The organism is Streptomyces sp. NPDC001843 (assembly GCF_042891955.1).
Taxonomy (GTDB): domain Bacteria; phylum Actinomycetota; class Actinomycetes; order Streptomycetales; family Streptomycetaceae; genus Streptomyces.
Genome location: NZ_JBIATQ010000010.1, coordinates 48499 through 73076, shown reverse-complemented (window position 1 = coordinate 73076; position 24578 = coordinate 48499). Strand labels below are relative to the sequence as shown.

Annotated in this window: 21 protein-coding genes and 3 pseudogenes; 10 read left to right on the top strand and 14 right to left on the bottom strand. The window is 71.5% G+C overall.

The window, feature by feature from the left end:
• Nucleotides 1–31: 31 nt before the first annotated feature.
• The 5 genes and pseudogenes from fxsA to ACFYZQ_RS24745 all read right to left on the bottom strand — a co-directional run.
• Nucleotides 32–220, bottom strand: a complete 189-nt coding sequence (gene fxsA / locus ACFYZQ_RS24765) for an FxSxx-COOH cyclophane-containing RiPP peptide (protein ID WP_389151561.1) — start codon at nucleotides 218–220, stop codon at nucleotides 32–34.
• A 13-nt stretch (nucleotides 221–233) separates the two neighbouring features.
• The gene (locus tag ACFYZQ_RS24760) at nucleotides 234–3611 is read right to left on the bottom strand and encodes an SAV_2336 N-terminal domain-related protein (protein ID WP_389151558.1); all 3378 of its coding nucleotides are present in this window, start codon (nucleotides 3609–3611) and stop codon (nucleotides 234–236) included.
• A 7-nt stretch (nucleotides 3612–3618) separates the two neighbouring features.
• Nucleotides 3619–4665 carry an AAA family ATPase gene (locus ACFYZQ_RS24755; RefSeq protein WP_389151555.1) on the bottom strand — a complete coding sequence of 349 codons (1047 nt, stop codon included), beginning with the start codon at nucleotides 4663–4665 and terminating at the stop codon, nucleotides 3619–3621.
• 109 nt (nucleotides 4666–4774) lie between these two features.
• Nucleotides 4775–6883 (bottom strand): trypsin-like peptidase domain-containing protein, encoded by a 2109-nt coding sequence (locus ACFYZQ_RS24750; protein ID WP_389151552.1) that lies wholly within the window; start codon nucleotides 6881–6883, stop codon nucleotides 4775–4777.
• Between the two features lie 602 nt (nucleotides 6884–7485).
• Nucleotides 7486–8013: pseudogene (locus tag ACFYZQ_RS24745) on the bottom strand (CU044_2847 family protein); the annotation flags it as partial.
• 202 nt (nucleotides 8014–8215) lie between these two features.
• Here ACFYZQ_RS24745 and ACFYZQ_RS24740 point away from each other — a divergent pair.
• The 3 genes from ACFYZQ_RS24740 (at nucleotide 8216) to ACFYZQ_RS24730 (ending at nucleotide 10581) form a co-directional block, all read left to right on the top strand.
• Nucleotides 8216–8395, top strand: coding sequence for a DUF6104 family protein (locus ACFYZQ_RS24740; protein WP_155056888.1), 180 nt, complete (start codon nucleotides 8216–8218; stop codon nucleotides 8393–8395).
• 187 nt (nucleotides 8396–8582) lie between these two features.
• On the top strand, nucleotides 8583–9536 hold the full coding sequence (locus tag ACFYZQ_RS24735) for a DUF4097 domain-containing protein (RefSeq protein WP_389151549.1): 954 nt from the start codon (nucleotides 8583–8585) through the stop codon (nucleotides 9534–9536).
• Nucleotide 9537: 1 nt separating this feature from the next.
• Complete coding sequence (locus ACFYZQ_RS24730) at nucleotides 9538–10581, top strand: helix-turn-helix transcriptional regulator (protein WP_389151546.1); 1044 nt, start codon at nucleotides 9538–9540, stop codon at nucleotides 10579–10581.
• A 31-nt stretch (nucleotides 10582–10612) separates the two neighbouring features.
• Here the strand turns inward: ACFYZQ_RS24730 and ACFYZQ_RS24725 are convergent, their stop codons facing one another.
• The 4 genes from ACFYZQ_RS24725 to ACFYZQ_RS24710 all read right to left on the bottom strand — a co-directional run bounded on the left by ACFYZQ_RS24725 (nucleotide 10613) and on the right by ACFYZQ_RS24710 (nucleotide 13814).
• A complete protein-coding gene (locus ACFYZQ_RS24725) occupies nucleotides 10613–11170 on the bottom strand; it encodes a Clp protease N-terminal domain-containing protein (protein WP_389151543.1) in 558 nt (185 codons plus the stop codon).
• On the bottom strand, nucleotides 11170–11379 hold the full coding sequence (locus tag ACFYZQ_RS24720; RefSeq protein ID WP_018571396.1) for a helix-turn-helix domain-containing protein: 210 nt from the start codon (nucleotides 11377–11379) through the stop codon (nucleotides 11170–11172). Before ACFYZQ_RS24720 ends, ACFYZQ_RS24725 begins: the two co-directional genes overlap by 1 nt.
• Before the next feature lie 108 nt (nucleotides 11380–11487).
• Complete coding sequence (locus ACFYZQ_RS24715) at nucleotides 11488–12453, bottom strand: zinc-binding dehydrogenase (RefSeq protein ID WP_389151540.1); 966 nt, start codon at nucleotides 12451–12453, stop codon at nucleotides 11488–11490.
• A 137-nt stretch (nucleotides 12454–12590) separates the two neighbouring features.
• Nucleotides 12591–13814: an NADP-dependent malic enzyme gene (locus tag ACFYZQ_RS24710; protein WP_389151537.1), complete on the bottom strand. Its 1224-nt coding sequence runs from the start codon at nucleotides 13812–13814 to the stop codon at nucleotides 12591–12593.
• Between the two features lie 504 nt (nucleotides 13815–14318).
• On the opposite strand from ACFYZQ_RS24710, the gene ACFYZQ_RS24705 reads away from it, so the two are divergent.
• The 3 genes from ACFYZQ_RS24705 to ACFYZQ_RS24695 are packed head-to-tail and all read left to right on the top strand — an operon-like array spanning nucleotide 14319 to nucleotide 17044.
• Nucleotides 14319–15287 (top strand): ABC transporter substrate-binding protein, encoded by a 969-nt coding sequence (locus ACFYZQ_RS24705; protein ID WP_389151534.1) that lies wholly within the window; start codon nucleotides 14319–14321, stop codon nucleotides 15285–15287.
• Between the two features lie 30 nt (nucleotides 15288–15317).
• Complete coding sequence (locus tag ACFYZQ_RS24700; protein WP_389151531.1) at nucleotides 15318–16247, top strand: amino acid ABC transporter permease; 930 nt, start codon at nucleotides 15318–15320, stop codon at nucleotides 16245–16247.
• Nucleotides 16244–17044: an amino acid ABC transporter ATP-binding protein gene (locus tag ACFYZQ_RS24695; RefSeq protein ID WP_389151528.1), complete on the top strand. Its 801-nt coding sequence runs from the start codon at nucleotides 16244–16246 to the stop codon at nucleotides 17042–17044. Before ACFYZQ_RS24700 ends, ACFYZQ_RS24695 begins: the two co-directional genes overlap by 4 nt.
• 75 nt (nucleotides 17045–17119) lie before the next feature.
• Here ACFYZQ_RS24695 and ACFYZQ_RS24690 read toward each other — a convergent pair.
• Nucleotides 17120–17412: pseudogene (locus ACFYZQ_RS24690) on the bottom strand (SAM-dependent methyltransferase); the annotation flags it as partial.
• A gap of 95 nt (nucleotides 17413–17507) precedes the next feature.
• Between ACFYZQ_RS24690 and ACFYZQ_RS24685 the strand changes: the two are divergent.
• Nucleotides 17508–19334 (top strand): serine/threonine-protein kinase, encoded by a 1827-nt coding sequence (locus ACFYZQ_RS24685; RefSeq protein WP_389151525.1) that lies wholly within the window; start codon nucleotides 17508–17510, stop codon nucleotides 19332–19334.
• A gap of 30 nt (nucleotides 19335–19364) precedes the next feature.
• Here the strand turns inward: ACFYZQ_RS24685 and ACFYZQ_RS24680 are convergent, their stop codons facing one another.
• Complete coding sequence (locus tag ACFYZQ_RS24680) at nucleotides 19365–20759, bottom strand: sigma-70 family RNA polymerase sigma factor (RefSeq protein ID WP_389151522.1); 1395 nt, start codon at nucleotides 20757–20759, stop codon at nucleotides 19365–19367.
• A gap of 101 nt (nucleotides 20760–20860) precedes the next feature.
• On the opposite strand from ACFYZQ_RS24680, the gene ACFYZQ_RS24675 reads away from it, so the two are divergent.
• Nucleotides 20861–21676 (top strand): hypothetical protein, encoded by an 816-nt coding sequence (locus ACFYZQ_RS24675; RefSeq protein WP_389151519.1) that lies wholly within the window; start codon nucleotides 20861–20863, stop codon nucleotides 21674–21676.
• Nucleotides 21677–21776: 100 nt separating this feature from the next.
• Here the strand turns inward: ACFYZQ_RS24675 and ACFYZQ_RS24670 are convergent.
• Nucleotides 21777–21977, bottom strand: a pseudogene (locus ACFYZQ_RS24670) (hypothetical protein); the annotation flags it as partial.
• A gap of 107 nt (nucleotides 21978–22084) precedes the next feature.
• Here ACFYZQ_RS24670 and ACFYZQ_RS24665 point away from each other — a divergent pair.
• Nucleotides 22085–22714: a CGNR zinc finger domain-containing protein gene (locus ACFYZQ_RS24665; protein ID WP_389151516.1), complete on the top strand. Its 630-nt coding sequence runs from the start codon at nucleotides 22085–22087 to the stop codon at nucleotides 22712–22714.
• Here ACFYZQ_RS24665 and sodX read toward each other — a convergent pair.
• Nucleotides 22618–23052 (bottom strand): nickel-type superoxide dismutase maturation protease, encoded by a 435-nt coding sequence (gene sodX, locus ACFYZQ_RS24660; RefSeq protein WP_389152231.1) that lies wholly within the window; start codon nucleotides 23050–23052, stop codon nucleotides 22618–22620. The two genes, ACFYZQ_RS24665 and sodX, sit on opposite strands and share 97 nt — an antisense overlap.
• Nucleotides 23053–23197: 145 nt before the next feature.
• Between sodX and sodN the strand changes: the two genes are divergently transcribed.
• Nucleotides 23198–23593, top strand: coding sequence for a superoxide dismutase, Ni (gene sodN, locus ACFYZQ_RS24655; RefSeq protein WP_388804633.1), 396 nt, complete (start codon nucleotides 23198–23200; stop codon nucleotides 23591–23593).
• 78 nt (nucleotides 23594–23671) lie between these two features.
• On the opposite strand, the gene ppk2 is transcribed toward sodN, so the two are convergent.
• Nucleotides 23672–24574, bottom strand: a complete 903-nt coding sequence (gene ppk2 / locus ACFYZQ_RS24650) for a polyphosphate kinase 2 (RefSeq protein WP_389151513.1) — start codon at nucleotides 24572–24574, stop codon at nucleotides 23672–23674.
• Nucleotides 24575–24578: the final 4 nt, after the last annotated feature.

The window sequence follows — 24578 nt, the reverse complement described above, 5'->3', positions numbered from 1 at the left end:
GGCAAAGGGAATTGACCGGATCCCGTCTCTGTCACAGGGAGTTGTTGAACCCCCACAGCGTCTCGCCCGGCCGAGCGGCCCGTACCCGCAGGTCCTCCAGCACCTCGCGCAGCACGGGATGCCGGACCGTCCTCAGCTCCGCCAGGTTCATCGACAGCACGTCCGGCAGGGGCTCGTCCCCCACCGGCTCCGACACCTGCTCCGTGGGCTCCACGCTCATGTTCTCCCCCATGTCACTCCAGCTCCGCCAGCCTGCGCGCCGTCTCCTCGGAGGTGGGTTCGCTCGTGCCGACGCCGTCCTGCGGCATCCGCTGCCACTCCGCCCGCGCCGACCGGTAGGCCTCGCGGGCCGCACGCGGGCGGGCGGCCGCCTCATAGGTCCTACCCCGCCAGTGGTGCGCCTGAGCGTGCAACTCCACGGCCGCGAGCCGCTGCCGCTCGGTCTCGGCCGTCTCCTCCGCGTCCCCCGCGGCCTGGGCGGCGTCCCGGAACGCGTCCACCGCCGGGTCCAGCCGGGTGGTCCGGCCGAGACTGCGGTACGTCTCGAACCGGGCCTTGCCGAGTTCCAGCAGGCAGCGTGCGGCTGACAGCGCCTCGTCCGCCTCGGCCGCGGCCAGCCCGAACAGGTGCTCCGCCTCGCGCAGGTCGACCGGGTCGCCCCGGGTGCCGTAGCGGGCCATCAGCGCCTGGCCCAGCGACAGCAGCCGGTGCGCGAGCCGGGGGTCACCGGGCGGTGTCTCCGTGCGGCACTCGCGCAGCACCCGGATCGCCTGGGACAGCGGTCCGAGAGCCCGGCCGCCGGTCTCCAGGGCGGCCAGCCGCAGCAGCGCCCCGCCCCACTCGGCGAGCACCTCCGCGTGGGCCGGCTCGTCGCGCGGCATGCCACGGGCGGCCTGCTCGAACAGGTCGGCGGCCAGCCGCAGTTCGCGGGGATCGCCCGACTCTGCGTGCCGTGCCGTGCCGATACGTCCCGAGCGCACCAGCAGCGCCGACCGCAGCCCCCGTTCACGGGTGAGCCGGAGCCCCTCCTCGACCCGGTCCCGCGCCTCGTCCAGGGGCCCGCCCGAGGCCAGCAGTGCGTCGATCAGGTCGAGCCGGATGCGCACGCCCTCCCGCGGCGGCTGTTCGGTGCCGGCCTCGGCGGCGGTGTCCAGCGCGTCCCGCAGCGACCGGGCGGCCTGCTCGGCGTGGCCGCGGGCCTGTTCGGGGTCGGCCGTGGCGTCGGCCAGGCGGAGCAGGATCCGCCCGTGGGCGAGCGGCAGTTCGGGCGGGCGCCGGCGGCGGTCCGGCCAGACGTCGGCGAACGCCTCCAGCATGCCCACGGCGCCCTGCAGCAGCGCGCTGTCGTGCCCCAGCCGCCACTGTGCCTCCAGAGCGTCGACGCGTTCCAGGGTGAGCTTCAGCGCCTCTTCCTGTGCCAGGTCGGGGGCCGCGCAGGCCACCGCGTACTCGCGGTCGGCGCGGCGCAGCAGGTCCAGTGCGCCGCGGTGGTCCCCGTGCCGTCTGCGGTCGACGGCGGCCGCGTGCAGCACGCTCGCGAGGACCGCCCGTTCACGCAGCGCGTGCGGGTGCGCGACGGCCCGCTCCGCGGCCCGCTCCGCCTCCCGCAGCAGCTCCGGCCCGCCCTGCACCTCCCACAGCCGCAGCGTGCACCGCGCGTACTCCGCCCACAGTTCCGGGTCGGAGCCGGGCGGCCGTTCGTGCTCGGCGGCGCCGCGCAGCAGTTGTACGGCGTCGATGAGGTCCTGCACCATGCCCTCGTCGTCGAACCGCGCGATCAGCGAACGGGCCCGGGTGACCGCCAGGTGCGTCGCCGCGCGGGGACCGGCCTGGCCGAGCGCCGGACGGCCGCCGTAGGCCGCGAACTGTTCCGGCAGCGGCATGAACCTTTCCAGCACACGCGCGGCGACCTCCGCGAAGGGCTGCGGTACGAGCGTGGGGTCGCCGTGCTCGCCGGGGTCGCCGGGGTAGGAGCCGCCGGGCGCGTACGGGCGTCCGGCGCCGCCGTCGCCGTCGCCGAGCTGGGCCAGGGCGAGGGCGGGGAAGTTGGGGCCACCCTTGCCGTAGCGCTGCTCGATGTACTCCGAGCAGTGCTTGAGGACGAGGACCGCCTCGTCCCGGCCGAGGGTCGACAGCAGGGCCTCCCGTACGTCGGGCTGCATCTCGTACCACTGGGCGCCGCCGTCACCGTAGCTGTCGACCGCGCGGGTGAGGAGCCCGCTGAGCAGCACCTCGGCCAGCTCGGACGGGCCCGAGTCGGGGAGCATCGTGCGCTGGACGAGCTGCATCACCGGCAGGCAGAGCGGGGCGGCGGCCAGACAGCCCGCGAGCCGGCCGGCGGCCGGGGAGGCGGTGGAGCGGAAGCTGCCGAGGCGCTGCGCCCAGGAGCGCTCCCCGGCGGGGCCCGCGGCCGGCGCGGGCGGCTGGTCCGCGCGTACCCAGCCCACGGCGCCGGAGACCGGTGCGGCGCCGGCCCCGGACAGCAGCCGGGCCCACGCCCCGAGGGCCACCGGTTCCGGGGGCAGCACGGGGACGGGCAGACCGCCGCCCCGCGGCTCCACGGCGCCGGCCGGGCCTCGCACCCGCAGCGCGGCGGCGCCGCCCAGCGTCTCGCCGCGGGTGAGTTCGCCGTACGTCACCGGCAGCCGGGTGCGACTCCACAGGCGCTGCGGAAGCGGCTGGAGGACCGCGGCCGGGGCCTGCCGGGCCAGGTGGTGCAGCAGCCGGTGGGCGCGGCCGCTGCGCCACAGCGGGCCCGCGCAGTCACTCACCAGGAGGGTGATCCGGCGGCCCGTCGGATCGCTGAGCCGGTCCGCCGCGTGCAGCGGGGCCGTGTGCGCGTCGGGGCTGCGGCTGACCAACGGGTCGCCGTCCGGCCCCTCGTGCAGATGGCTGACCTGGACGTCCCCGAACGCGCCCAACTGGCCGAAGATCTGCTCCAGTTCGGCGAACATGCGGTCCCATACGCGCATGGACGGCGAGGCGTCCAGCACCAGCTGCAGCCGGGTGTCGGCGCGGGTCACGGCCCGGTACACGGGAATCACCAAGCCCCCCGCGCGGGCGCTCAGTTCGGCCGTGGCCGTCTCGTCCAGCTCCTTGCGCAGCGGCGGTGCGGCGCTGCGGTAGCCCTGCAACGGCCGTAAGGCCCGCTGGAGTTCGAGCGGTGCGGGCAGTACGGGAGCCACGGGCACGCCGACCGGCAGCGCCGAGGCACGGCCCGGTGCCCGCCCGCGTCCCGCCCCGCCGCGCGTCGGCGGGTACAGGGGCACGCTTCCGTCGGCCCGGGTGCTGTACGACGACGGTGCGGGCGGCTCGGGCCGCGGGGTGCCCTTCGTCCGTTCCGGGGTGATGAGGGGCGGCGGCTTCCCGGTGCCGTCGGTGGGCCCCGCCCCGCCGGCCTGCGGCGATCCGTCCGGGTCGGACACCTGTGCCGGCCGCGCCCAGCGGGCCAGCCACAGGGCGTCGCTCAGCCCCTCGGTGTCCGGGTCGAGCCCCACCAACCGCAACCGTGCGACGAGTTCGGCGATCGGGTCGGCGGTGCCTTCGGGGGCAGGGGTCTGCGGGGCCCGGTCCGGGCCGGGGGGACCGTGGCGCGCCTCGGCGTCGGACATCAGCGCCTCACCTCGGGCGGTCGAGTCGCTGGATGAGCAGGTCGGCGAGTCGGTCGCGGCTGGGCGGGGCGGCCGCGTCGGTGAGGTAGATGGCGTTCAGCAGCTGGTCGGCGGCGAGGAGTTCGCTGCGCGAGCGCTCCAGGAACCGGGTGATCAGGTCGTCACCGGCGCGGGCCGCCTCGTCGCCGAGGTGGGCGCGTACGAACGTGGCGAGCCGGTTGTGGTCCGGGCGGCCCAGCTCCAGGTGGATGCAGCGGCGCAGCAGCGGGGCGGGGAAGTCCCGCTCCCCGTTGCTGGTCAGCACCACGAACGGAAAGGCCCGGCAGCGCACCCGGCCGTCCCGGATCCGGACCTTGGCGCCGTCGGCGGTGAGCACCTCGGCCTCGCCGTCGGGCAGCCGGTCGGCGATGCGCTGCAGCTCCGGGATCTCGAACTCGCCCTCCTCCAGCACGTTCAGCAGGTCGTTGGGCAGGTCGATGTCGCTCTTGTCGAGTTCGTCGATGAGCAGCACGCGCGGTGTGTCGGAGGGCAGCAGAGCTGTGCCGAGCGGGCCGAGCCGGATGTAGCTGCCGATGGCCTCCACGGAGCCGGGGCTGCCCGCCGCCGCGCCGAAGCCCCCCTGCGCGGCGATCTGGACGTCCTGGAGCCGGGCGATGGCGTCGTAGTGGTACAGGCCGTCCTGGAGCGCGGAGCGGCTGACGATGGACCAGCGCAGTACGTCGCCCAGCCCCAGTTCGTACGCCACCGAATGGGCCAGTGTGCTCTTGCCCGCGCCGGGGCTGCCGGTGACGAGCAGGGGGCGGCGCAGGTAGAGCGCCGCGTTGATCATCTCCAACTCCTCGGCGCCGGGCCGGTGGAGCTCCGCCAGGTGCCGGTGCGCGCCCAGTCTGCGCTGCCGGGAGCCGTCGCCGCCCCGCTCCCGGGAGCCGTCACCGCCGTCCGCGCTGTCCCGGCCGGCGAAGTCCCGCCAGGGCGGCGGCGGAGGCAACCGGCTCATTCCGTCGTGCGGTTCTCCGGCGCCCCGGTAGATGAGCCACTCACTGGATTCCGTCATGTCCGGTCCTCGTCGTCACTCGTCCGCCACGGCAGCCGTCGAACGTGCCTCACGGTATCGACCCGCTGGAAAGCTGGTAAGAGGCCGAAAGGCGTTCGGGCGCGTTGCATCAGGGGGCCTCCAGGAGATCTCCGGTTCCGGGCAGGGGCTGATGCGGATCGTCGTACAGAAGCGCTATTCCGTCGGCCCAGTAGGCCTCCGTGAGCCCCGCGTACCGCTTCACGCGCAGCCCGTGCACCAGGTCGGGCAGGAACGCCGCGCCGTGGCCGTCGTCGACGACCTGTCTGACCCCCCGGTGGAACTCCCCGCACACGGCGTCCGGCTGGCTGCGCCAGCGGCGCCACACGACCACCGAGAAGCCGGCGTGCAGGATGCGGCCGAGCGCGGCGGCGTCGTCCTCGTAACGCCGGTCGCCGTAGCGGCACAGCACCGGGACGGTACGGGGTGACAGGCCGCGCAGTCGCGTCACGGCCGGCACCGGCTCGCGCACCCCGTCGTCGCAGTCCAGCACCTCGGTCCCGGCGTCCCGGGCGTGCAGCCGGCGCCAGCGGTCCCTGCGCTCCGTCTCTTCCTCCCCGGCGCCGCTCCACTGCGCCCCGAACATCCCGGGCATCCCGGGCTCGCCGTCGCCGGGGAGCTGGTCACGGTCGCGGCAGCGCACGACGACGGGCCGCTCGGCGCCCAGCGGGAGGACGTCCGGCCGCAGCCGCCACTCGTCCACGGCCAGCCCGAGCAGCGGGTGCGGCAGCGCCGCGTGCAGCGCCACGGGACGCCCGGGCTCGTCGCAGCGGCGGAAGGCCTCGGCGAGCGGGGCCGCGACCCGGGCCGGAAGCTCCTCCAGCGGGGTGCGCTCCTCCTCGTGCAGACGGGTCACGTCGCCGTCCTGGCCGGCCACGGATACCGACCAGTCGCAGCGATCCGGCTCCCAGCCCCTGGGGAGCACCTCGAGCAGCACGGACAGCCCGGGCCGGGCGGGTCGCTCCCCGACCGGCCACACCGGCGTCCCGGTGCCGCGACGCTGCCCCAGCCACTCGGCGCGCCGCCGGGCCAGGCCTTGGCGGTAGCCGCTGTCGAGGCCCGTCGACGTCTGTTTCACCCACTCCCACAAGGCCTGTTCGGCCTCCAGCAGGCTGGGCGTGGCCGGGCGTTCGGCCGCCATGACCTGCATCGCGTAGTCGAGTACGAGTTTCAGCGCACCGTCGTGCCGAGCGTTCTCATACAGCACACCCAGGCCGTCCCGCCAGCCTCGGGGAGCCGGAACCAGGGTGGGGAGCTGGAAGTTCGGCAGGGAGTCGAGGATGTCGAGCAGGCTGCGGGTGGTGACCGGCGGGGGCAGGTCGGCGAACCGGCCGAGCAGTTCGCCGCGCTCTTCGGGGCCTAGCGTGCGGCCGGGGCGGGCCCCGAGCTCGCCCTGCAGATCGGCCCAGGTGGGACGCCGGGAGTCCGAGGGCTGCTGCCGGTCGCGGTGGTAGCGGTCGTGGGCGTGGAAGACCGCCTGGTAGACGTCGTCGTGCTCGGTCCGCACGCCGTCCGGTGGCGCCTGTAACGTCCGCAGCCGCTCGATCCCCGTGGAGGTGCCGCCCGTCCCGTGGGCCGCGCGCGACTTCAGTACGCCGATGACCTCGCCGCGCACCGGGTCGATCACGGGGCCGCCCGAGACACCCGGCGGCAGGTCGTTCTGCCCGATCCGCATCTGCACCCCCTCGGACCAGCCGCCGATGGTGCCCTGTACCGAGAGGAACCCGTCCAGGATCTGCAGCTGGCCTCCGGTGACCGTCCAGCCCGCGTAGAACACGCGACCCTCGCCGTAGTGCGCGGCGGGCCGCTCGGACACGTACACGCAGTCGTGGCCGACGGGTTCGCGGAGCCGGACGAGGGCCAGGTCCGGGGCCGGCCAGCTGCCGGGCAGTGAGCGTTCGACGTGCTCCGGGAGGGTGGCCGCCACCTGGCCGGGGACGACGGAGGGGCCCTGGCCGGGGCCGGTCTGGTAGACCACCGCCACTTCGTCCCCCTCCCCGCCGTTCACCACGTGTGCGCAGGTCAGAACCCAGTTCGGGGCGATGAAGAATCCGCTGCCGAGAAAGGTGCCGGGTTCGTCCAGGGCATACCCGACACCTGTGCGATGAATGCGCACGGTGGCCGCCAGGACGAGTTCACGCAGCGCATGGTGAGCGGCATGGACACCGTACGATGCGCCCCCGCCGTACCCGTCCGTCATACCCGCCCCCCGCCACCGACCCGCCGGGCGCCCCCATGCACCCGCACGCCGGGGGACGCGCCCGCGCGGGCGCTCTCGTGGGGGTCGGGAGGGGCGGGGGTGCTTGCGACGGTTGCGTCGAGAGGGGTTGCTGGGGTGTCTGGAGCGGAGGGTGACGGGGCAGGGCTCCGGACGTCGTGGAGAGCCGGGGCCGGGGCGGGGACCGGGGCCCAGGCGGCGCCTGGGGCGGGAGGCGGGGTCTGAGTCGAGCAGCCACGGCCGGGAACCGGGTCAGGGCCGGGAACCGGGCCACGGCCGGGGACAGGGCCAAGGCCGGGAACCGGGCCACGGCCGGGAACCGGGCCACGGCCGGGAACCGGGCCACGGCCGGGAACCGGGCCACGGCCGGGAACCGGGCCAAGGCCGGGAACCGGGCCAAGGCCGGGAACCGGGCCAAGGCCGGGAACCGGGCCAAGGCCGGGAACCGGGCCAAGGCCGGGAACCGGGCCAAGGCCGGGGACAGGGCCAAGTCGGGCAGCCGGGGCCGGGTGGGGAGCCGCAGCCGGGCCAGGGCCGGAGGCCGCGACCGGGCCGGAAGCAGGGCTTGGCCGGGAAACCGGAGGCGCCCCACGACCCGAAGCCGGACTTGGACCGGCAACCGGAGCCGCGCCACCCCCCGAACCCCAAGCCGAGCCAGGAGCAGGAGCCGAAGCCGGGCCCGGGCCGGGGGGCGGGGGTGAGTCGGGCGGCGGGGGCGAGTCGGAGGTCGGCGGTGCGTCCGGGACGGGAGCCGTGGGGTCCGGTGGGCCGCCGCCGTTCCAGGTCAGGGTCACCGTGATGCCGGCCTTGGCCTCGCCGTCCGCGAGCAGTCCCACGACCTTCCCGGCCTTCGCGGTCAGCTCGATCCCGAACTCGACGCTCACCTCGTCCGGCCGCACCGCCCGCAGCGGACCGGCCAGCGAGCGCGCGACACCGGTGACGAGCGAGTGGAGGCTCTCCACGCTCGCCTCCACCCGCTCGGCGAACCCGGTGTCCGTGTACGACAGTTCCCCCGACGGCACGGCCAGCTCGTCGGCCCCCGATATCCGCGCCCAGACCGGCGTGCCGTCCGGCAACTCGATCCGCGCCACCCGCGTCCCTTCCCGCCCCATTGCACGCTCCCCCGTTCCCCGTGGCATCGCCCCGCCCGCCCGCCGGGCAGGCCGGCGGGCCCGGCGCTCCCTGCGCCTATCCTTTTCCTGTCCTGTCGTGGCTCCCCGGACGGGAAGCCGGCATCACTCTTCCCAAGGGAGAGGGTTCTTCCCCCACGGGAGCGGCCCTACCCCTGCACTGACACCACGGAGCACCATCCCCATGTACTTCACCGACCGAGGCATCGAAGAACTGGAGAAGCGGCGCGGCGAGGAAGAGATCACCTTCGAGTGGCTCGCCGAGCAGCTCCGCACGTTCGTCGACCTGAACCCCGACTTCGAGGTTCCGGTGGAACGACTGGCGACGTGGCTCGCCCGCCTGGACGACGAGGACGACGACTAGGGCCGGTCCGCACCGACGCCGCGCCCCCACACCGCGGGGCGCCTTCCCCCACCACTGGGCCGCCGAGGAGGCGGCCCAGCTTCCGTCATGCCCACGAACGGGTGTCTTGACTTCACGCCACCACGATATATCGTGAATCACGGAAGACGCGATATGGCGTGTCGCATCCTGCCCGAGGAGGGCTCCCATGCCCGAGTGGTCCGTAGCCGAGCCCACGAAGCTCACGTTCGACACCCCCGTCAGCGACCTGCACGTACGCATCGTCAACGGAACGGTGAACGTCGTGGGCACCGACGAGGGCTCCGCCCGCCTCGAGGTCACCGACGTCGAAGGACCACCCCTCGTGGTCACCCAGGAGGACGGGACGTTGACGGTGGCCTACGAGGACCTGCCCTGGAAGGGCTTCCTCAAGTGGCTGGACCGCAAGGGCTGGCGCCGCAGCGCGGTCGTCTCCCTCGCGGTCCCGGCGGACACCCGGGTGGAGGTGGGCGTGATAGGCGCCGGCGCCGTCGTATCCGGACTCCGGGGCCCCGCCGTGGTCAAGGGGGTCACCGGCGACACCACGCTCGTCGCCCTTTCCGGCCCGGTGCGCGCGGAAACGGTGTCCGGCAACCTCGAGGCCCAGGCCGTCACGGGCGATCTCCGGTTCAACTCCATCTCCGGGGACCTGACCGTCGTCGAGGCCTCGGGCTCCTCCGTGCGGGCCGACTCGGTCAGCGGCTCGATGATCGTCGATCTCGATCCGGACGGCCCGACCGACGTCAGGCTCACCAGTGTCTCCGGTGAGATCGCCATCCGGCTCCCGCACCCCGCCGACGCCGAGGTCGAGGCGAACACAGCGAGCGGCATGATCTCCAATGCCTTCGACGGCCTGAGGGTGCACGGCCCGTGGGGCGCCCACAAGGTCACCGGCCGCCTCGGCGCGGGCACCGGCAAGCTCAGGGCCACCACTGTCTCCGGCTCGATCGCCCTGCTGCGCCGCCCGCCCAGGGAGGACGAGGAGGACGCCCCGTGGGACACCGCGCCGACGGCCCCGCCGGCCGAACCGCATCCGGACTCGGGGGACAATTCCGCTTCCGGCCCGGGCGACGACGCAGGCAGCGCCCCGGCCGACGGCACGACCGACAAGAAGGTGCTCTGACATGCCCCCCGTCTTCGCCCATGGCCGCCTCCGCCTCTACCTGCTGAAGCTGCTCGACGAGGCCCCACGCCACGGCTACGAGGTGATCCGCCTCCTCGAGGAACGCTTCCAGGGGCTGTACGCGCCGTCGGCGGGCACCGTCTACCCCCGGCTGGCCAAGCTGGAGGCCGAGGGCCTGGTCACCCACACCACCGAGGGCGGCCGCAAGGTGTACGCCATCACGGACGCCGGCCGCGCCGAACTCGCCGACCGCAGTGGTGAGCTGGCCGACCTGGAGCTGGAGATCCGCGAGTCGGTCGCCGAGCTCGCCGCCGAGATAAGGGCCGATGTGCGCGGCGCGGCCGGCGACCTGCGGCGGGAGATGCGCGCGGCGGCCTCCGAGGCGCGGCGCGGCGGCAAGGCGGACACCGGGGACCACGGCCCCTTCGGGGAGCACGGCGAGCCGGGCGACAAGGAGGCCTGGCGACTCGCCAAGGACGAGATGCGCCGGGTCAAGCAGGAATGGAAGGAGCAGGCCCGCCGCGCCAAGGACGAGAGCCGCCGGGCCCGCGAGGAGGCCCAGCGAGCCCGGCGGCAGGCGGAGGAGGCCCAGTCGCGGGCGCGGGCCCAGGCACAGGAGGAGATCCAGCGCGTCGCCCGCCGCGTGCAGGAGCACGTCCAGGACCATTTCGCGCGGGGCGACTGGCCGACGGGGGTCAGGGAAGGCCTTGCCGAACTCGCCAAGGAGTTCGGCAGGGACTTCGGCAAGGACTTCGGGTTCGGGCGCTCCGAGCCGGGGGCCCGTACCGCCAAGTCGGCCCCCGCCCCGGAGTACTCCGACACCCCGGAGGACTTCCCCGCCGACTACGAACCGGCGTGGGCCCATGAGGACCCGACCGGTGACCCGGCCCGGGACCTGGACCGTCTGCTCGACCGGTTCCGGGACGACATCCGGGACGCGGCCCGCGACCACGGGGTCACGGCCGAACAGCTCCGCGACGCCCGCCGGCACCTGTCGACGGCGGCGGCGCACATCGGCGTCATACTGCGTCACCCCAGGGTCTGAGCGCCTGACAAGGCAGACGCGAAGGCAGGCGTCAGCCCGCCTTCGCCTCGCCGTCGCCGTACAGCACCCGCGTCAGCGACTCATAGGTCACGCCGTGGTCGGCGAGGACCTCGGCGGGTACGCCCGGGCGGGTCGTGAGGGCGAGCAGAAGGTGCTCGTCGCCGATGTGGCGATCATGGTGGCCGAGAGCGACACGCAGGGACTCGACCACCAGCTCCTTGGCACCACGGCTGAACGGCCGCCGTCCGGACAGGCGTCGCCGCGTCCCCGCCAACGCCCCCTGGCCGTGCGTCTCTTCGACCCGGTGCACGATCCGGGACAGATCGATGCCCAGCCCGGACAGCGCGTCCGCGTCGGCCCGCGACAGGCCGCCGCGGCGCCGGGCCTCGGCCAGCGCCCGCACCACCGCCTCCCGCCGCGCCGCCGACAGTCCGAGCGCGGCCAGGGCGAACGAGCCCCGGCTTCCCTCACGCTCCAGCAGGGCGAGCAGGACGTGGGACTCTTCGACCCTGCCGTCCCCCAGTCGCCCGGCCTGTGCGACGGCGCCCTCCACCACGGCACGCCCGTCCTCGGTGAACCTCTCGAACATCACTGCCTCCCGTACTTCTTGTGCACGGCCTGCCTGCTGACGCCGAGTTCGGCGGCGATCTCCTGCCACGACCAGCCCTGATTGCGCGCGCTGCGCACCTGCACCGCCTCCAGCTGCTCCAGCAGCCTCCGCAGGGCGGCGACGGCCCGCAGCCCGACCCGTGGATCGCGGTCGCCCGCACGCTCGGCCAGATCCGTTGCTTCGGTCATGACGTCAACTTAGGTTGACAAACCGCCTCCCGTCAACCCTGATTGACAAACGGCGACGGCCGGCCCGGAATTCGAGCCGGCCGTCGGACAGTCATGCGAGTGCGCGGATCAGCCGTTGGTGAGGACGATCTTTCCGAACTGGTCGCCGGACTCCAGCCGTTCGAAGCCCTCGCGGGCGCGGTCGAGCGGAAGCACCTCGTCGATGACGGGACGCACCCCGGTGGCGGCGCAGAAGGAGAGCAGGTCCTCCAGCTCGTCCTTGGTGCCCATCGTGGAGCCGACGACCTTCAGCTCCAGGAAGAAGATGCGGGTCAGCTCCGCATGTGAGGGACGGTCGCCGCTGGTGGCACCGGAGATGACGATCGTGCCCCCGGGACGCAGGGACTTCACCGAGTGGGACCAGGTGGCCGCACCGACGGTCTCGATCACGGCATCCACCCGCTGCGGCAGCCGGGCCCCCGACTCCAGCGCCTCGACGGCACCGAGCTCCAGGGCCCGCTTCCGCTTGGCCTCGTCCCGGCTGGTGGCGAAGACCCGCAGCCCGGCGGCCTTGCCGAGCACGATCGCGGCCGTGGCGACACCGCCGCCCGCGCCCTGGACCAGGACCGAGTCACCGGGTCGCACCCCGGCGTTGGTGAAGAGCATCCGGTACGCCGTCAGCCAGGCGGTGGGCAGACAGGCGGCTTCCGCGAAGGAGAGCTCCTTGGGCTTGGGCAGGATGTTCCAGGTGGGCACGGCGACCCGCTCGGCGAAGGTGCCCTGGTAGCGCTCGGTGAGGATGGAGCGGGGTTCGTTCGGGCCGACGCCGTGGCCCGTCTGCCCGATGACGGAGTGCAGGACGACCTCGTTGCCGTCCTCGTCGACGCCCGCGGCGTCACAGCCGAGGATCATCGGCAGTTTGTCCTCCGCGAGGCCGACACCGCGCAGGGACCAGAGGTCGTGGTGGTTGAGGGAGGCGGCCCTGACGTCGACGGTGCTCCAGCCGGAGCGGGCCTCGGGGGCCGGACGCTCCCCCAGCTCAAGGCCGTTGAGCGGCTGGTCGCGGTCGATTCGGGCGGCGTAGACAGCGAACATGGGCTCGACGATAGGTTCCCGGCGGGACCGGTGGAACCACGGCACCCTGTGACACATGCCCTCTTGCCAGTTCGGACCACCTGGACATGCGCGCGGGCAAGGAACGGCCCCGCCCGAACGGGCGGGGCCGTTCGAGCTCACCTACGGGCAACGCCCTCGGCCCGGGCAGCGGCAGCGACCGCCGCGGTCACCGCCGGAGCGACCCGCTCGTCGAACGGCGAGGGGATCACGTAGTCGGCGGCGAGGTCGTCGCCGACGACCGCGGCGAGCGCCTCCGCCGCCGCGATCTTCATCCCCTCGGTGATCCGGGAGGCCCGCACCTGCAGCGCTCCCGCGAAGATCCCCGGGAAGGCCAGCACGTTGTTGATCTGGTTCGGGAAGTCCGACCGCCCGGTGGCGACGACCGCCGCGTACTTGTGCGCGACGTCGGGGTGCACCTCCGGGTTCGGGTTGGCCATCGCGAACACGAAGGCGCCCTTGGCCATGGAGGCCACGGCCTCCTCCGCGACCGTGCCGCCGGAGACGCCGATGAAGACGTCGGCGCCGGCCAGCGCGTCCTCCAGCGACCCGGTGATGCCCGCCTTGTTCGTGAATCCGGCCAGCTCGCGCTTGACGGAGGTGAGGTCCTCGCGGTCGGCGGAGACCACGCCCTTGCGGTCGGCGACGGCGACGTCCCCGATCCCCGCCTCGACCAGCATCTTCGCGATGGCGACACCGGCCGCGCCGGCGCCCGAGATGACGGCCCGCAGGTCGCCGAGCGAGCGTCCGCTCAGCCGCGCCGCGTTCCGCAGCGCAGCCAGCGTCACCACGGCCGTGCCGTGCTGGTCGTCATGGAAGACGGGAATGTCCAGGCGCTCCTGCAGCTTCCGCTCGACCTCGAAGCACCGCGGCGCCGAGATGTCCTCGAGGTTCACTCCGCCGAAGGACGGGGCGAGCCGGACCACGGTCTCGACGATCTCGTCGACGCCCGTGCAGTCGAGCGCGATCGGCACCGCGTCCACGCCGCCGAACTGCTTGAAGAGGATGGCCTTGCCCTCCATCACCGGGAGGGAGGCCTGGGGGCCGATGTCCCCGAGGCCGAGGACGGCCGTACCGTCGGTCACGACGGCGACCACCGAGGACTTCCAGGTGTAGTCGTCGACCAGCTCGGGCTGTTCCGCGATCGCGGTGCACACGCGCGCGACACCCGGCGTGTACGCGAGGGACAGGTCGTCCTTGTCACGGACCGGCACGGTGGCCTGCACGGCCATCTTGCCGCCGCGGTGCAGCGCGAACGCCGGATCGAAGGAATCGAGGGGCTCGGCCCCGCCGTCCTGGTCCGTTTTACCGTCGCTGCGAGGATTGACGATCTCCGCTGCCACTTCGTTTTACCCCTTAAGTATTCAATGGTTGAGGGTTGCCACTCCTGGTGAGGGGTGGGCGGGACCGCGTACGGCCCGATCACTGATACGTACGGGCATACGCGACGGGTGCGCCGCACACGCACCCTGAGCCCCGGATGAGGGGTGTAAAGAACCTTCATACCGGACGGACGGCACCGACGACGAGTCCATTGGTCCAAGGTCACACCCGTGCTCTCGACGAGGGCTCGACGAAGACTCAAACGGCGGCCACATCGTGAGATGGGCAAGAGATTTTCCGGCCAGATGGCTTGATTCCCGCAGATACGCGGTCGGATCGTGACGAATATAAGCGGACCTGATGCGATTTGGGGTTCACCCGTTATCCGATTTTGACAAAGTCAAACACCTGAACGGCGTAGTCCGAATGGCAAGATGCGGTAAAACCCACGAGGTCGCGACACCCGAAGCCGTGTGCTCCCGTCGACCCATCGGCACTCCACCCATCCGCCGGAGGAACCCACAATGACCGCAAGCTCCACCCGTCGTACGACCGCCGCGCACCCCCGTCTGGCCGCGGTCGGTGCGATCGCGGTCGCAGGCGCCCTGATGCTCACCGGCTGCGGTGACCACACCGACAAGAGCGGTTCGGACGGCTCCAGCTCCGGCTCCGGGTCCTCCTCGGCACCCCTCGCCGCCAAGCTGCCCGCGGACATCCGCAAGGCAGGCGTCATCAAGGTGGGCTCCGACATCGCGTACCCGCCGGTCGAGTTCATGCAGAGCGGCAAGGCCGTCGGCATCGACCCGGACATCGCGGACGCCCTCGGCAAGCAGCTTGGTGTGAGGTTCGAGTTCGACAACGGCAAGTTCGACAACCTGATCGTGGGCCTGCAGGCCAAGCGGTACCAGGTGCTCATGTCGGCGATGAACGACACCAAGGACCGCCAGAACGGCATCGACTCCGACAACGGCCACAAGGTGGGCAACGGCGTCGACTTCGTCGACTACTTCACCGCCGGCACCTCGATCCTGGTCCAGAAGGGCAACCCGAAGGGCGTCAAGTCGCTCGACGACCTGTGCGGCAAGGTCGTCGCCCTGCAGAAGGGCACCACGTCCGAGGGCATCGCCAAGGCGCAGAACAAGAAGTGCACGAAGGACGGCAAGAAGGCCATCGACCTGCAGACCTTTGACACCGACCCCGAGGCGCTGCTCCGGTTGAAGCAGGGCGCGTCCGTCGCCGACCTGAACGACTTCCCGGTTGCGGCCTACAACGCGAAGACCTCCGGCGGGGGCAAGGACTTCGAGGTCGTCGGCGACCAGATCGAGGCGGGTCCGTACGGCATCGCGGTCGGCAAGGAGAACACCCAGCTGCGGGACGCCCTTCAGGCCGCCATGGCCGCGATCATCAAGAACGGCGAGTACGGGAAGATCCTGGCCAAGTGGAACGTCACGCAGGGCGCCGTCACCGAGTCGAAGATCAACGGCGGCTCCTGAGCAGCTCCGCAAGACTGAAGGGCTGTCCCTGTGACTGACATCGTCGACAAGGTTCCGGCGCCGTCGCTGCCGCCGGAGCAGATCAAGGCCATTCCGGTGCGGCACTACGGCCGCTGGGTGTCCGGCGTCGTGGTCGTCGCCATCGTGGCGCTGATCGTGGTCGCGTTCTCCAACGCGAAGATCAACTACAGCGTCGTCCCCGACTACCTCTTCGATCCGGACATCGTGTCCGGCGCCTGGACCACGCTGTACATCTCCGTGCTGGCCATGGTGCTCGGCGTGGCCCTCGGTGTGGTCCTCGCCGTGATGCGGCTGTCGTCGAACCCGGTCACCAGCACCGTGTCCTGGTTCTACATCTGGTTCTTCCGCGGCACCCCGGTCCTGGTCCAACTACTGCTCTGGTACAACATCTCGCTCGTCTTCCCCATCCTGAACCTGGGGTTCTACAAGGACGAGATGAACCAGGTGATGACGCCGGTCCTCACGGCCCTGCTGGGTCTCGGCCTGAACGAGGCCGCGTACATGTCGGAGATCGTCCGCGCCGGCATCCAGTCGGTCGACGAGGGGCAGACCGAGGCGTCCCACGCACTGGGCATGACCCAGGGCCAGACGCTGCGCCGGGTGATCCTCCCGCAGGCCATGCGGGTCATCATCCCGCCGACCGGCAACGAGTTCATCAACATGCTGAAGACCTCGTCGCTGGCCTACGCGGTCCAGCTCCCCGAGCTGATCAAGCGGGCCACCGACATCTCCAGCACCTCGCTGGCGGTTGTCGAGATGTACTTCGTCGCCTGCATCTGGTACCTGTTCCTCACGACGATCTTCAGCATCGTCCAGTACTACATCGAACGCCGTTATGCCCGTGGTTCGACGCGCAACCTGCCGCCGACCCCGTTCCAGCGCCTGAAGAAGAACCTCCGAATGTTCGGTTCGTTCCGCCGCCCGGAGGTGGCCCGATGACCGGTCTCAGCAAGGACATCACGCCGCCGAGCAGCGGCGCGCCGATGGTCAGGGCCGAGGGCGTGCACAAGTCCTTCGGGCTGGCGCACATCCTCAAGGGCATCGATCTGGAGGTGAACCCGCGGGAGGTGTTCTGCCTGATCGGGCCGTCCGGCTCCGGAAAGTCCACCTTCCTGCGGTGCATCAACCACCTGGAGAAGATCAGCGCCGGCCGGCTGTACGTCGACGGCGACCTGGTCGGCTACCGGCAGAAGGGCGACAAGCTCTACGAGCTGAAGGAGACGGAGGTCGCGGCTCAGCGGCGGGACATCGGCATGGTGTTCCAGCGCTTCAACCTCTTCCCGCACATGACGGCGCTGGAGAACGTCATGGAGGCGCCGGTCCAGGTCAAGCGCGAGTCGAAGGCGGTCGCCCGGGAGCGCGCGGAGCGGCTCCTCGACCGGGTGGGCCTGGGGGACCGCAAGGGGCACTACCCGGCGCAGCTCTCCGGCGGTCAGCAGCAGCGCGTAGCCATTGCCCGGGCACTGGCGATGCAGCCGAAGCTGATGCTCTTCGACGAGCCGACCTCGGCCCTGGACCCGGAGCTGGTCGGTGAGGTGCTCGACGTGATGCGGGACCTCGCCGAGGACGGCATGACGATGATCGTCGTCACGCACGAGATGGGCTTCGCCCGGGAGGTCGGGGACTCGCTGGTGTTCATGGACGACGGCGTGGTCGTCGAGTCGGGCCACCCGCGCGAGGTCCTGACGAACCCGCAGCACGAGCGGACGAAGTCGTTCCTGTCCAAGGTGCTGTAACGCTGCGCTGAGAGAGGGGCGGTACGGGTGTCCGTACCGCCCCTCGTCATGTCATGTCACTTCAGCGCCGGCAGCAGCGTGCTCGCCGTGGATCTCGAAGCGGCGGGCCGTGGGCCCGGCCGGAACGGGGTCCTGGGCGGCCGGCTGCCACCACTCGGACCAGTCCGGCGCTCCCGCGGCCTTGGCCTGATCCATGCGGCGTGGCGCTGGGCCCGCTCGGCAGCGTTGATCCGGGGCGTGGTGTCGTCGATCATGTGGTCCGCGTTCATGAAGACGCCGCCGTCGCGGACGAGTCCCGCGACCTGACCGTAGAGGGCCGCGAGGGGATCGCCGTGCAGCCAGTGCGGGGCCGTGGTGGTCAGGTGCGCTCCCGCACGCGCATGTGCTCAGGAAAGCCACGACGCCCGGTGTGCCGACGTACAATTGTTCGTACCTGCGGCACCGGAGCTAGGAGGCTCCGATCATGCGCGACGGTGAGCCGGACGAGCGTCGTTCGTCGGCCGTCGGGGAATCCTCCGTCGGCCGTTCGGGTACCCGCAGCTTCGAGGGTTTCGACAGACTCGGCGACTATGTGCTGTGCGAGGTGCTCGGCGAGGGCGGTATGGGGCAGGTGTACCGGGCGTACGACCTGTGCCAGGACCGAGAGGTCGCACTCAAGATCCTTTCCCCGCAGTTGCAGCTCGACAAGGAGTTCCGGCAGCGCTTCCAGCGTGAGTCGCGGATCGTGGCGCGGCTGAACGAACCGCACATCATCCCCATTCACCACTACGGCGAGATCGAGGGCCTCCTCTACCTCGACATGCGGCTGGTCGAGGGTGAGGACCTGCGCAGCAGGCTGCGCGACCGCGGCCCACTGCCCCTGGCGGAGGCGACGAACATCCTGGCTCAGGTGGCCGACGCACTCGACGCCGCGCACGAAGCCGATGTGACCCACCGGGACGTCAAGCCGTCGAACATCCTGCTCAGCAAGGGACACAGCGGTGCCCCCTTCGTCTACCTGGTCGATTTCGGTGTCGCCCGTTCCGGAAGAGGCAACACCCTCACAGCGCCCACCCAGGCGATCGGAACCGCGGAGTACATGGCCCCGGAGCGCTTCCTGGGCACAAGCACGGACTCGCGTATCGATGTCTACTCGCTCGCCTGCGTGCTCTACGAGTGCCTGACCGGCCGTACGCCGTTCCCCGGGCAGGAGTTCGCGTCCCAGTGCCATGCTCACGTCGAGCTGCCACCGCCTCGTGCCTCGGAGGCTGGCGCCGGGCTCCCGGCGGAGTTGGACGACATCATCGCCAAGGGCATGGCGAAGCAACCCGAGGAGCGCTACGCGACGGCCGGCGAGCTCGCACGGCATCTGCGGCGCGTGGCGGAGGCGACGGCCGCCCGCGGGCACGGGGCCGGGGCGGCGGACATCGGTCCCGGACATCGACCACCAGCAGAGGAACGTACCTCGCCCTGGCAGATCACGCCCTCCGCGGCAGGCAGGGCGGCCCCGGACACCACGGCGGGTCTCCGGTCCACGCCGGACCAGGCGCACAAGCGCAACGCAGCCGCGAGGCGCGGCAGCAGCCGGCGGCGCGGTTCGGGTGCGGATCACGCCACGGACGACCAGTTCCCGCGGGCCCCGGATCACCGCGAACCGACGAAAAGCCGGGTATCCCCGAAGCCGCTGTTCAGGCGCAAGGCGTTCCTGATCGCTGCTGCCGTCGCGACAGGGCTGTGCACCGGCCTGCTCGTGTTCGGCCTGCGGTCCCCGTCCTCACCGCCGACGGCTTCCACCGCACCCTCGGCCAACCAGACGCCAGGACCCGGGGCAGGTACCTTGCCGGCGCTGTTCACCACGTCACTTCCGGCGGCGGACGACACCAACGAGACGGTGAGTCCGGTCGAACGGCCGCTGTTGCAGTCCTCGCACTTCGACCACTGTCGCCCGATGCAGAGCATGGAGAACAACCATGCGGTCCGCGCCGCCGTGCATTGCTGGGTGGACAAGGGCGGCCCTGGTGGCAGACCGACCGTGGCGAACTTCTACAGCTTCGACAGCTCCGGCACTCTGGACAAGGTCATCGGTGCGCAGACCGCCCGAGCCTGGAAGGGGCCCTGCACAGGCGCTGGGCCCGCTGCGCAGAGCTGGCCGACCGGCAGCACGGTCGCCTCTGGAACGCTGTACTGTTTCACCGGCCGGGACGGCCCCGCGTTGGCCTGGTCCGACGACCGCCGGGGGAAGGCCACCCTCGGCGTCGTGGGCGGCTCCACAATGCAGACGCTGTATCAGTGGTGGTCGGTGAACCACTGAGCGTCCGGCGCCGCGGGCGTCGGGCAGTGGTCAGCTCGTGGTGATCGACAGCAGCGGCCCGCTGTCCGTGTCGACCTCGAACTGGGCGACCGCATCCACGCTCTTCGAGATCGCGCCGGGGATCGGGACGGTGTCGGAGCCGTTGCCCGCGAGCCAGCTGGCTGCGGTTTCGCGGCTGCCCTCCAGGCCGACGGCGACCAGCGTGCAGTGCGTCTGGGAGGGGATCCCGGACACGTTGAGTCGTACTTCACTGCCCCAAGGTGTGGGGGCGGTGGTCACCGTGGCGCTCACGCCCGAGGCCTGGTCGGACGCCTTGAAGGTCCGGGTACCCGGCGCGCCGATCCGGGAGGTGGTGCCGGGCGACGACAACCGTGACGCCACCACCCAGGTGACGGCGGCGACGACCACCACCAGAGCGAGCACGGCGGCACGCCGCCGCCACGCCCGGAGCGGCTGGTCACCGGCTTGCTGATGCATCTCGTCGAGGGCCGTTCCGCCGGGCTGGGCCTGGGTGGCTGCATCGGGCGTGAGCTGACCACCGCCATCGCGCCCGATCACCACCGCCCTCTCCGGCCCGGCCGCGGCAGGGGAGGCGCGCCCCGGCATCACATCGGCTTCGCTGACGCTGTCGAGCAGCGGGACGAGCTCGGCCAGCGCGTCCCGTTCCGCCCGACAGTCGGCACAGGTGGCGAGGTGGGCGGCGATCACCCGTCCCTCGTCCGGCGCGAGTTTGCCCAGCACGTACGCACCGAGTGAGAGCCGGGCGGGGTCGAATCCCGAGGTGTGCGTGCGCATCCCGTCGCCCCGGTCGGTACGGCCAGGGGCGACGGGGCCTGACGCCACCCCCGCGTGCCCCGCCGCCGTACCGCCCGCGACCTCGGGGCCGCCGCCCTCGGGGCCGCCGCCTTCGGGGCCTCGCTCGCACAGCTCGGCGCGGAGCTGCGTCAGCGCGTGATACAGACGGGACTTCACCGTGCCGACGGGGACGCCGAGCCCCTCAGCTGTCTCGTCCATGCCCCTGCCGCGATAGTAGGTCTCCAGAAGCACGGTGCGTTGGGTGGGCACGAGGGCACGCACGGCCTCGGCCACCCGCCAGGCCCGGGCGGACCGGCGTTGCCCCTGCTCCACGGTGACCTCTCCGGCAGGCCGATGGGCGGAATCCTCCGGACACACCGCCGAACCGGGCTCGGCGGCCAGGCCACGCAGGACCGAGCGCAGCCACTCTCTGCGGGACTCCCGTGCCGAGTCGAAGGAATCAGAGTTACGCCAAGCCCGCAGGAGCGCCTCCCGCACCAGCGCCTGCGCCTGCTGCCGATCTCCCGAGGTGAGATCCATGGCGTCGTTGAGCAGCGGTTCGCCGTGCTCGGCGTACATGGTCAGCAGCACCTCCTCGTCAGGGCTGGAGTCACTGCGCTCAGCGTTCACGATGGTCGATCACTCCCAAATGCACCAGCTTGCCGGGTTATGCCGCACAATAAATATTACTCTATGCAATATATGGGCAACGTTCCGTAGCGGGAGGCAGCGTGAGAAGACCGCTCTACGCCGTCATGGCATTCGCGACCATGGCGTGGACCGCGGCACCCGCCGCGGTTGCGCAACCCGTCGGCGTCCAGCGCTACCAGGCTGCCCTCGACCCGGTTCCCACGAACCGGGTCAACGGGTCGGGTCTGGCCAACCTGCAGCTCAGCGGGACCCAGGCGCAGATCGCCATCGAGACCGCCGGCCTCGTCAACAGCTGGCACGCCTTGCACATCCACGTCCACGGCCAGGGCAGATGCCCCGATGCCTCGATGGCGAAGCAGCACAACCACCGCACGGCGATCAGCGCGACCGACGGCGCCGCCGCCTACGGCGAGATCATGACCTCACTGACGGTGAGCGGGGATACCAGCCCGAGCCGGGCGTTCGCTTCGAACCGCTTTCCCTCAGGAAGCAATCTCGCCTATGCGCGAACGGTGACGCTCGACAGCGACACCGTGGAGCAGTTGCAGGTCGGCAAGGCGGTCCTCGTGGTCCATGGCATCGACTACGACGGCCACGGCCGGTACGACGACGCCCTCGGGACCAGCGAAGACGACACCACGCAGCCCCAGGACGCCACCGCCCCGGCGCTGTGCGGAACCTTCAGAGCGCTCGGCGCCTCCCCATCCCAGTCCGCCGCGCCCAGCACCGGACCCACCGGCTCCGAACCCGGCGAGTACGCACAGCAGGGGACGGGCACGGCCGGCGGGACGAGCACGGTCGACATCATCGCGCTCGTCGTCGCCGCGGCGGCCTTCGCCGGAGCGCTCGTAGCGGCGTTCTACAGCCGCGCCGCCCTGAAACGCCTCGAACGCTGAATCCCTGCCCCGCCCGGCACCCACCGGACGGGGCACTATGATGCGGCGAATTCCAAGATCAGCCGAACTCCAGGGGACCGATCGATCAGTGCTGTCAACGAGCGCTCCCGGTCAGGACGGCGTCGTAGGAGTCGTACGGCAGCTTCGCCGGCGTCGAGGACCGCGGCGTGGAACCGACGAGCGCCTCCACCATGTCAAGCACGATGCGGAAGCGTTCCTCACGGTCCGGCATGTACCACTCCTGCTGCCGTTCCCAGCTCTCCTGCCAGGCTGTCCAGTCGGTGCCGGTACTGGTGGTCATGGAAACGGCAGCCCCCGTCTCCCCTCGCACGAGTAATACCCTGGGAGCGCGACCGTCTCTTACCCGACCGCATCGGAAACCATAGAGCGCCCCCGTAAGGACTACAAGTGGAACTGGCCTATTACTCGGATTACGCCGTGCGTCTCGTCAACAGCGAGGAGCCGGTCCGGGGCAAGGACACCCTGACGTCGGTCGAGGCGGTCCGCGACCTGTTCGGCGCCAACTCCTCCACGGCCCGCCGGGCCACCGACGCGGACGTCACGCGCTTCCGCTCGGTCCGTGCCCGGCTGCGCGCGGTCTTCGAGGCGGCCGACACCGGCGACGAGACCCTGGCCGTCGACCTGCTGAACTCCCTGCTCCTGGAGTTCCCGGTGAGCCCGCAGATCTCCGGGCACGACTACCGCGACGAGGACGGCCGCCCGCTGTGGCACATGCACCTGGCCGAGCATCCCTCGAACGTCACCGCGGGCTACGCGGCGACCGCCGCGATGGGCCTGGCGTTCCACCTGACCGAGTACGGCGTCGACCGCCTCGGCCTGTGCGAGGCGGCCCCCTGCCGCAACGCCTACCTCGACACCTCCACCAACCGGTCCCGGCGCTACTGCTCGGACCGCTGCGCGACCCGCGCCAACGTGGCCGCCTACCGAGCCCGCAAACGTCTGGAGGCCGACCGGCCGGAGAAGACCGGCCTCGCCGCCGACAGCGCCCAGCGCGCCAGCGCCAGCGGCGAGCGCTGATCGGCCCTCAGCGGCCGGAACCGCAGCAGGACCCGTCCGAGGATCAGGTCCTCCGGAACGGCCCCGTAGTCGGTGCTGTCCCCTCCCGCGTACGCGTTGTCCCCGAGCACCCACCAGCCGCCTTCGCGCAGCTCCACCGCGCGCTTGACCACGAGCAGGTCCTGCTGGAAGGGATGGCGCAGGACGACCACGTTCCCCGGCCTGATCCGGGCCCCGTACTGCACCACGAGCTGATCCCCCTGGTACAGCGTGGGCACCATGGACGGCCCGGTCACCTCGGCCAGCCCGAAGGGCGCGGCGCCCCTCCCCCGCTCGGTCTCCTGCGACAGCTCCGGCATCCCCGGCACCTCCCCGGTCCGTTCATCCACCAGTCCCAGTCTCGCCCCGGACTTTTGTCCTAAGCCCAAGGGGGCACTCGCGAAAACCGGTCCCGCAGGGAGTAATGTCCCACCTGAGAAGACGATCACGAGGAAGGAATGCTCCATGCTTTCCCGCCTGTTTGCCCCCAAGGTCAAGGTCAGCGCGCACTGCGACCTGCCCTGCGGTGTGTACGACCCGGCCCAGGCCCGCATCGAGGCGGAGTCGGTGAAGGCCATCCAGGAGAAGATGGCCGCCAACGACGACCCGCACTTCCAGGCGCGTGCCACCGTCATCAAGGAGCAGCGCGCGGAGCTCGCCAAGCACCACGTCTCCGTGCTCTGGAGCGACTACTTCAAGCCCCCGCACTTCGAGAAGTACCCGGAGCTGCACCAGCTCGTCAACGACACCCTGAAGGCCCTCTCGGCCGCCAAGGGCTCCACCGACCCGGCGACCGGCCAGAAGGCGCTGGACTACATCGCCCAGATCGACAAGATCTTCTGGGAGACCAAGAAGGCCTGACGACCGCGCAGGTCGCAGTCACGAAGCCTCGAGAAGGGGCCCGCCGGGACGATCTCCCGGCGGGCCCCTTCGGCGTCCTCAGCGGCCGCCCCCGTCGTCCTCCCCGGCCTCCAGCAGGCCCGCCGCGGCGCCGACGATGCGCGGGTCGGGGTGGCCGACGACCTCCTCGTCCTTGTCGGTGTAGTCGAAGCGGGCGAGGACGCTGCGCATGGCCTCGACGCGGGCGCGCTTCTTGTCGTTGCTCTTCACCACGGTCCAGGGCGCGTGCTCGGTGTCCGTCTCACGGAACATGGCGACCTTGGCGGCGGTGTAGTCGTCCCAGCGGTCCAGCGAGGCGAGGTCCATGGGGCTGAGCTTCCACTGCCGCACGGGGTCGACCTGGCGGATGGTGAAGCGGGTGCGCTGTTCGCTCTGCGAGACGGAGAACCAGAACTTCACCAGGTCGACGCCGTCGTCCACGAGCATCCGCTCGAACAGGGGCGCCTGGCGCATGAAGCGCCGGTACTCGTCGTCCGTGCAGAAGCCCATGACCCGCTCGACACCCGCCCGGTTGTACCAGGAGCGGTCGAACATCACGATCTCGCCCTCGGTCGGCAGGTGCTGCACGTACCGCTGGAAGTACCACTGCCCGCGCTCGCGCTCGGTCGGCTTCTCCAGCGCCACCACCCGGGCGCCGCGCGGGTTGAGGTGCTCCGTGAAGCGCTTGATGGTGCCGCCCTTGCCGGCCGCGTCCCGTCCCTCGAAGACGATGACCAGCCGCCGCCCGGTCTCCTTGATCCAGCTCTGCAGCTTCAGCAACTCGATCTGCTGGAGCCGCTTGTGCCAGTCGTACTCCTTGCGCTCCATGCGGTGTGCGTACGGGTAGTTCTCCCGCCAGGTGTCGATCGGACTGCCGTCGGGGCGGATGAGTACCGGGTCGTCGGGGTCGGTGTAGTCGACCTTCAGGTCGGCCACTTCGGTCAGCAGGGGATGCGTCGTCATCCTT